General features: G+C 32.5%; 9 protein-coding genes. All 9 read left to right on the top strand.

Going from position 1 to position 8,475, the window contains the following annotated elements:
• Positions 1 to 170 precede the first annotated feature (170 nt).
• The 9 genes from AB9K32_RS00405 to AB9K32_RS00365 all read left to right on the top strand — a co-directional run bounded on the left by AB9K32_RS00405 (position 171) and on the right by AB9K32_RS00365 (position 8,475).
• Positions 171 to 794, top strand: a complete 624-nt coding sequence (locus AB9K32_RS00405; protein WP_369884048.1) for a CatB-related O-acetyltransferase — start codon at positions 171 to 173, stop codon at positions 792 to 794.
• A gap of 152 nt (positions 795 to 946) precedes the next feature.
• Entirely contained in the window at positions 947 to 1,708 is a 762-nt protein-coding gene (locus tag AB9K32_RS00400) for a hypothetical protein (RefSeq protein ID WP_369884047.1), read from the top strand.
• Positions 1,684 to 2,403, top strand: a complete 720-nt coding sequence (locus tag AB9K32_RS00395; RefSeq protein ID WP_369884046.1) for a hypothetical protein — start codon at positions 1,684 to 1,686, stop codon at positions 2,401 to 2,403. The genes AB9K32_RS00400 and AB9K32_RS00395 overlap by 25 nt, the downstream gene beginning before the upstream one ends.
• 136 nt (positions 2,404 to 2,539) lie before the next feature.
• Positions 2,540 to 2,809: a hypothetical protein gene (locus AB9K32_RS00390; RefSeq protein WP_369884045.1), complete on the top strand. Its 270-nt coding sequence runs from the start codon at positions 2,540 to 2,542 to the stop codon at positions 2,807 to 2,809.
• Positions 2,809 to 3,261 (top strand): hypothetical protein, encoded by a 453-nt coding sequence (locus AB9K32_RS00385; RefSeq protein WP_369884044.1) that lies wholly within the window; start codon positions 2,809 to 2,811, stop codon positions 3,259 to 3,261. The genes AB9K32_RS00390 and AB9K32_RS00385 overlap by 1 nt, the downstream gene beginning before the upstream one ends.
• Before the next feature lie 135 nt (positions 3,262 to 3,396).
• Positions 3,397 to 4,221, top strand: coding sequence for a hypothetical protein (locus AB9K32_RS00380; protein ID WP_369884043.1), 825 nt, complete (start codon positions 3,397 to 3,399; stop codon positions 4,219 to 4,221).
• A gap of 578 nt (positions 4,222 to 4,799) precedes the next feature.
• Entirely contained in the window at positions 4,800 to 5,015 is a 216-nt protein-coding gene (locus AB9K32_RS00375; RefSeq protein ID WP_369884042.1) for a helix-turn-helix domain-containing protein, read from the top strand.
• Between the two features lie 2 nt (positions 5,016 to 5,017).
• Complete coding sequence (locus tag AB9K32_RS00370; protein WP_369884041.1) at positions 5,018 to 6,250, top strand: DNA cytosine methyltransferase; 1,233 nt, start codon at positions 5,018 to 5,020, stop codon at positions 6,248 to 6,250.
• A complete protein-coding gene (locus AB9K32_RS00365; RefSeq protein ID WP_369884040.1) occupies positions 6,247 to 8,475 on the top strand; it encodes an ATP-binding protein in 2,229 nt (742 codons plus the stop codon). The genes AB9K32_RS00370 and AB9K32_RS00365 overlap by 4 nt, the downstream gene beginning before the upstream one ends.

Genomic DNA, 8,475 nt, shown 5'->3' with positions numbered 1-8,475 from the left:
TAAACTATAACTATTGCCAACATTGGCTATAAGTAATTGCTGGTTCTCGCCTACTTCTGAAAATCCTCGCGGATTTTCAGTTTGGTGTGTACTTGCAAAGTTAGGTGCTAAACCACGCAACTACTCATAGCCCAACCGTTGGCGGTAATAGAACAAACGCACTTCAAAGAATGAAAATACCAGACAAGAATAAAATATTTCCACTCGAAAACTATAATAGACTTTGTTTTCTTAAAAACATAATTAAGAATCCGAATATTATTGTTGGAGATTACACCTACTATGATGATTTTGAAAACGTTAAAAATTTTGAGAAAAACGTAAAATATCACTTTGATTTTGTTGGGGACAAATTGAGAATTGGAAAATTTTGCATGATTGCTTCTGACGTGAAATTTATAATGAATGGTGCTAATCATTTAACTGAATCGCTGACAACTTACCCGTTTGCTATTTTTGGAGAAGACTGGAAAACATCAATGGACGGAAAAGAATATCCTAAAAAAGGAGATATAACTATCGGAAATGATGTATGGATTGGGTATAATGCAACTATAATGGCAGGAGTAACAGTTGGAGACGGAGCAATAATTGCTACAAACTCTACTGTGATAAAAGATGTTGAACCTTATTCTATTGTTGGTGGAAACCCTGCTAAAGAAATTAAGAAACGTTTTTCGGATAAAAAAATTGAAAAACTGTTAGAAATTCAATGGTGGAATTGGGATATAGAACGAATAACAAGAAATGTTCAGAATTTAACGGATAATAAGCTTGAAAAAATAATTGAATAAAACTACTACCGCCAACAATGGCTATAAACAATTGGGGCGAAAGTGATAAAACGAAACTATAAACATAAAACAAAGGTCAGTGCTAAACCGAAAAGTTAGGGCGTAAAACCCCCAACTGTTCATAGCCGATACCGTTGGCAACAAGCTGAAAAATGAGCAACAAACACCAAATTGACACTTACGAAAAACTTGCTCTTGGAGCTTCCTTCTTTTTGGAAGAATCGTTTAAGTATTTAGATTCTGCTCTTAAATATGAATTTGCATCAATATTATTTTCAAAATCGTTAGAAAACCTTGAACCAAGCAAAGAAGATGAAAAGATATTTGATAAAATAACTCTACCTGAAACAACCATTGGACTTCTTCAATCTGAAATTCCAGAAGTCATTTCTGAAAGTACTGCAAAAATAATGTCTGATGCTTGGGATAATGCACAAATACGTGCAGAAAAGGAGAAGCATAAATTCGGATTAGACCATCAAATAGATTCTATTGAGATATTGGGACATCTCAACAATTTAGGGTTCTTTATGGAAACAATAATTAATAGGCATTTATTATTTCTAAATCAATCAAAAATAATAGATGACTTTAGCTATTCGCGCATATCGATGTCCAGAATAATGGAACGAATAATTTACATTTTCAAAGATGAACTGAACACCAATAAAATTCAACTAAATGAGATTCAAAATCTATTTAGATTGCGAAATAAAACAGTCCATTTTACACCTGATAACGCTAAAGCTTTAAAACCAAAGATTTCAGAATTAATTAAAATATGGAATCAATGCTCTAAACTGATTAAAGAGCTAGAAAAAGAAGAGAATTTTAACGAAATAAACTTTTCGGAACAAATAATTTACTATTCACTTAAAATTCAAGAGAAATGGAATTCAAAGGAGGGGCGATAATTATCGGTTCTTTATTTTGGGAAGACAAACCAAAGAGAGTTAAATGGAGAAAAGTTTGCCTTGAATCCATTGAAAATAAAATACCTTTCAAAGCAAGAATTAGATATGGTCGAGAGTCTCGAACTCGCTCATTTACATACACAATGATTCAAACAAATCATCCGGAAACAGATTATGGAACTGCCTATATAGTACCCTTCAAAGAAACTATAAAAAACGCAAGAATATTAGAGAGTCAAGCTTTTGCTATGGCATCTGCCGAAGGTCTTTGGAAAGATAAGGAAGCTTCTTTGTTCCAAAAATGGGGAACAGTCGGACTTCTAATAAATCCAAATCTTGAAGAAAGTAAAAATCTCGAAATCATAAAAGAACGTTGGACTAAATTGTTTTCCAAGTACGACCTAAAACCAACTGACTACATATTTGATGATGAACCACAAATTATTGATGAAAATGGATTTCTTAATATTGAGTGGACTGATGAAATGAATGAATTCGATTTTCTAATTGCTACTTTGACAGTTCCAAAACCTAAAAAGGTTTTGGATGAGGAAACGATTGCGACTAAAATCAATGAAACCGGTTATGATGAGTATTTTTTAAAAAATTATGAAAATGGAATTAGAACATTTCAAGATGAAAAAATTATTAACAAACTAAATAAAAAGCCAGTTGCCAACAATGGCTATAAGTAATTGCTTGGTCTCGCCTACTTCTGAAAATCCTCGCGGATTTTCAGTTTGGTGTGTACTTGCAAAGTTTAGTGCTAACCCACGCAACTACTCATAGCCGAGACCGTTGTGAGCAATTTGAACAAAAATCTGTGACTAAATGAACTTAAGAGAATTACTTAATATCGTAAAGACTGAATTAAAGGATTTATCTTCCTTAGAAAATCCCGATTTTAGATTAGAGCAAGCCGAATTTCAAAAAGATAATGACAATTGGGAAATTGTAGTTTCTTACTTAGTGGAAAACACAAATCCAAAAAGCTTACCACTTATGGCTATAACATCTGAATTTAAATATCAAAGAGTTTATAAAAAAATAAAAATTGATAAGGACAAAAATATAATCGGATTCTACATTTACGAACAGTAATGAAATTAATAGATGCCAATGCTCTAATAATCCTTTTACTCGGTCTAATCGACCCTAAATTGATTAATAAACATAAAAGAACCTCAATTTACGAAGAACAGGATTTTGATGATTTAGTTTCTTTTGTTGGTGATATTAAAGAATTGGTTGTCCTACCAAATGTCTGGACTGAAGTCGACAATATATTGAACAACTTCACTGGTAATTATAAAGTAAAATACATTGAGCAAATAACGAACACAATTAAAACAACAACCGAGAAATTTATGGAATCAAAAACTGCTACCGAAAGTGTCGGATTTTATGACCTTGGTTTAACGGATTCGTTAATGCTTGAATATTCAAAAGAATGCGAATTATTAATAACATCTGACTCGAGTCTATCTGACTACGCAATTGCACACGGAATTACAGTGTTTGATTTAGTTAAAAACAGGAATGAAAAAATATAAAAAACTGCTCACAACAATGTATAACCGCAATTACGGCGGATTCGACTACGTCCGAATCCACTCGGAATTGCTAACGTCCGAGCAAAACCGAAAATTAACGCATATTAACCCGTAACTGACGGTTATACGAGACCGTTGGGCACAATTGAAAAAAAACCGCAAATGTTTGACCAAAAAACAATTGAAAATTTAAAATTCTATGTTTATCTATTAATTAATCCCGAAAATGACGAACCTTTCTATGTTGGTAAAGGGAAAGACAATAGAGTTTTTGCACATATAAATAAACAAATTGTAGAGGATGACGAGAATTTAAAATATCAAGAAATCGATAGAATTGGTCGCGAAAATGTTAAGCATATAATTGTGCGACACGGATTAAGCGAACAAAATGCATTTGATATTGAAGCAAGTTTAATTGACACTTTTAGATTTATTCCATCCTTTAATTCATACGTGAAAGGGAATATTCAAGGTGGTTTCAACTCTATTGAAAAGGGTCTTATGTCTTCAAACGAAATAATTTCACTTTACAATGCGGAATTACTCAACTCAATAGAAGAAAATTGTATAATCATCAATATAAATAAGAACTATGAACGTGGTGCAGGAGTTGATGCAATTTATAAAGCCACAAAGGAAACTTGGAAAATGGCTGATTGGCGACCAAACAAATACGATTACGTTTTGAGCGAATACAGAGGACTAATTCGTGAAGTATTCAAAGTTCAAGAATGGTATAAAAAAGAGCGTCCAGATAGAAATGGAAATATCTACTTTGGTTATGGTTTTAATGGTGTTGTAGCAGAAAATCATATAAGGAAAAGATACATAAACAAAAGTATAAAAGAAATAAAACCAAGAGGTTATGGGTATCCTACTATTTATCCTGAAACATTTAAAGCTTGGGCAAATAAAATAGAAAAACAGAATGAAACAACTGTGCCCAACAATGTATAACCGCAATTACGGCGGATTCGACTACGTCCGAATCCACTCGGAATTGCTAAGGCTAGTGATTAATCGAAAATTTTCGCTAACTTGCCCGTAACTGACGGTTATACGAGAACCGTTGGGACGGATTTTGAAAGCCTCCGGCCTCAACCAAGTAGCTACATTGCTCCGCAATTCCCGCCCCTTGGGCATCCGTCCCAACGCCCTGCTAAACCAAATTGCCAATGCAGTCGGGACTGGAAGTCCTCGGCCCCACGATTGAAAACACCAAAAACCCGACCCAACATTACCTAAAAGCAATTTGATAACGTTCTGCTTGTCTTTAAAATCATTTGTGAATAAATTCACATAATTTTAAACCCAGAACGTCACTGCGTTTAGCAGGGCGTTGTACGCAAGCTGAAAAAAGAGCCAACCGCACTTTCAAGCACATTTCATTTTGCTCGTCCCTCACAAAATAAAAAGAGCTTTCACTTCCCCACCGCCACCCAAAACATCAAACTAATAATACCATATTATAAAACAAATGTTTCTTTATTCGGAACTTTTGTTTACATTTGATAAACAATTGTAACGAACGAAGAATGACTCATCTTGGTAAGTATTTAACGGACAAATCAATAAACAAAGCTGAAGTTTCTCGAAAAACCGGAATACGAAAGTCTCGACTTAGCCAATTAAGTACTAAAGAAAAAACAAATTTAAAAGCTGAAGAACTCTATCTGATTTCTAAAGCAATTGGCGCTAATCCTAATGACATACTTGAAAAGATATATGGACATTTAAAACTGAACGTTTAATTATGAAAGAATTCAATTTCATAGATTTATTTTCAGGAGCTGGTGGTTTGTCAGAAGGATTCATTAAAGCAGGGTTCAAACCCTTAGCACACGTAGAAATTGATAAAAAAGCGTGTGAAACTTTGGAGACTAGATTGGTATATCACAAACTTGATTCTGAAAATAGACTTCAGAATTACTATGATTATATTTCAGGTAAAATATCGCGAGTTGACTTTTTAACTGATTTTAGCAGACCTGAAATTTCAAATTCAGTCATTAATTTTCAAATAGGTGGAAAGAATAATAAAATCATTTTTGAGAGAATAGACAAACTCGCAAAAGGAAGAAAAATTGATTTAATTATTGGTGGACCACCTTGTCAAGCATATTCTCTTGTAGGAAGGTCAAGAGATAAAAATGGAATGAAAAATGACCCTAGAAATTTTCTCTATAAAGAATATGCTAAATTCCTGAAAAAATATGAACCTAAAGTTTTTGTCTTTGAAAATGTAATGGGTTTAATAACAGCTGAAAAAGGAAGTTATTTTAAAAATATGCAAGCATATTTTAAGAGAATAGGCTATGAATTAAATTACACTATTCAAAAATCCGAGCATTTTGGGGTATTACAAAAAAGAAGACGAATTATATTAATAGGTTGGAAAAAAGGTTCCGATTTTAAATATCCTGTATTTAACAAAGTTAAACAACAGTTTAAAACGAGTCAAATTTTTTCAGATTTAAAAAAGTTGAAACCTGGAGAACAAAATAATGTGACGAAATACACAAATCAAACTACTACATATCTTGAAAAATTTGAATTAAGAAATGGTGTTGATTTTGTAACACAACATATTGCTAGACCACATAACGAACGTGATTTAAGTATTTATAAAATAGCCATAAACAAATGGCTAACAAAAACTGAAAGACTTAAATATCCCGATTTACCAAACAAACTCAAAACACACAAGAACGAGAATTCATTTGTTGATAGGTTTAAAGTAGTAGATATAAATGGTTTATCTCACACAATGGTAGCGCATATTGCAAAAGATGGACATCACTACATTTATCCTGATACTAAACAAGTAAGGTCAATTTCTGTCCGTGAAGCCGCAAGAATTCAATCTTTTCCAGATGATTATTTTTTTGAAGGAGGACGAACTGCTGCTTTTAGACAAATTGGAAATGCTGTACCACCATTAATGGCGAAAGAAATTGCCACCCAAATCAAAAAACAGCTAATATGAATCAAGACCTGACCTATAAAATAAGACCTGCAGCGAGATTAATTCATACAATCGGTAGTGATTTAATTGGTGATTCTTATGCAGCATTAGTAGAGCTTGTTAAGAATTCGTATGATGCAGATGCAACGAAAGTTGATATCATTTTTAATTACACTAAAATAGGTGGCGAAAATGCTTTAATAATTTCCATTAAAGATGATGGACATGGAATGGATTTCGACACAGTCATTAATAAATGGTTAGTACCCGCAACAAATGATAAATTATTAAGGAAAGTAAGTAAAAAAGGGACAAGGACTTTACAAGGCAGAAAAGGAATTGGTCGTTTTGCAGCATCAATATTGGGGCAGGAAATGACGCTTTCAACAATAGATGAAAATGGAGAAAAATCGGAAGCGGTCATTGATTGGAGAATTTTCAAAACAGATGACTTTCTCGAGAACATAGAGTTGCTTGTTGAAAAAAAACAAACACAAGAACCTTCTGGCACTGAATTACTCATTGTTGCAAAAGACGAGAATTACACCGAAACAGTCCTAAACGATGACGGAGAAGAAGAAGTTTTAGAAAAAACGGATTCCAAACTATCTTATTGGAATAAGAGCACTCTCGAACAATTAATAAATGAATTAAGAAAATTAATCTCACCCTTTGAAGAGTCAATTGATGATGATTTTAAAATAAACTTATCATTTCAAAATTCACCATTCCCTGAAATTGACGAGAATATTCAGATTGACACTTATCCGATAATTAAATTTTATGATTATAGAATTTCTGGAACAATTTCAGAACAAGGAAAAGCAAACTTATTATTTGAAAACAACGTCAACCCTGACGTTGTGCAAAATGAAAGAATTACTAGAACATTTGACTTAACAGGTAACAATAAATACTGTGGACTAATTAAGGTTGATTTTAGAGTTTTTGATAGAGAACCTGAAGCAATTGACAACTTAATCAACAAAGGATTAATAAATCCTGTGTCTAAAAACTTAATGGGCAAAAGACAAGCAAAAAGGTTATTAGACGAAGTATACGGAGTAAATATATATAAGAATTTTTTTAGGATAAGACCATATGGAAATGGTGGTATAGATTGGTTAGACCTTGATAAAGATAGAATTCAAAATTTTACCCTTAAAATTAGTAACAATCAAATCGTTGGCTTTGTTACAATTCAATCTGAAGAGAAATCAGGACTAGAAGAAAAAAGTGCAAGAGACGGACTTAAAGAAAATGAACACTATTTTGGATTAAAAGAACTTTCACAAAAAGCTCTATTTGAGCTTGAAACTAGAAGATTAGCCTACCGTATAAAAAGTGAAAAAAGTCGTGGAAAGCAGACAAAAGTTCAAGATTCTATTAATTCATTGTTCAGTTTAGCAGAAGTCAAGACTTCAATTGGAAAAAAACTTTCTGAGTTTAAGATCGACAAAAAGGCTATTGATGAAATAGACACTATTTTAACCAAGGAGGAAAAGAAAAAACTAGAATTAAAAGAGGAAATCGAAAAAACAATCGCAATTTATCAAGGTCAAGCAACTTTAGGAAAAATTGTAAATTTTATTCTTCACGAAGGTCGCAAACCATTACAGTTTTTTAATTCAGAAACTAAAGTTATGGAACGATACCTAAAATTTTATCGAGCAACCAAAGACGAAGAAAATCTGGATGAATTAACGAATAGTATCAATGGCTTCAAAGTTAACAGTAAATTTATTTCTAATCTCTTTAAACGAATATCACCACTTGCTAAACAAAAAAGAGATAAAAAAGGAAATTTCTCTGCTGTACAAATTATCAATGAAAGTAAAGATGTTTTTAAATCGCATTTGGAAGATGCCAATATAACTTTTACGGTTATGGGAGATAAAAATATTGAGATTTTCGGTTGGTCAGAAGATTTATACATTGCATTAACCAACTTAATTGAAAATAGTATTTACTGGCTTGCTATTTCAAAAAGCAAAACTAAAGAAATAAAGATTGATGTAATTCAGAATAATAACACTGTCATAATAGATTATAGAGATACTGGACCAGGTTTAAGCGATTTAGAAATAGAATCAGGAGCAATATTTGAACCTGGATACTCAAAAAAAATAAATGGAACTGGTCTAGGGTTAGCGATTGCTGGTGAATCTATCGATAGATTAAATGGAGAGCTTTCGGCAAGAAAGAGTACAGAAGGCGCCTATTTTCAGATTGAAATAAACAAATAA

The sequence above is a fragment of the Allomuricauda sp. XS_ASV26 genome (genome assembly GCF_041224615.1).
Classification (GTDB): Bacteria; Bacteroidota; Bacteroidia; order Flavobacteriales; family Flavobacteriaceae; genus Flagellimonas; species Flagellimonas alginolytica.
The sequence above is the reverse complement of the archived record's forward strand: the minus strand, read 5'-3'. Positions and strand labels throughout refer to the sequence as shown.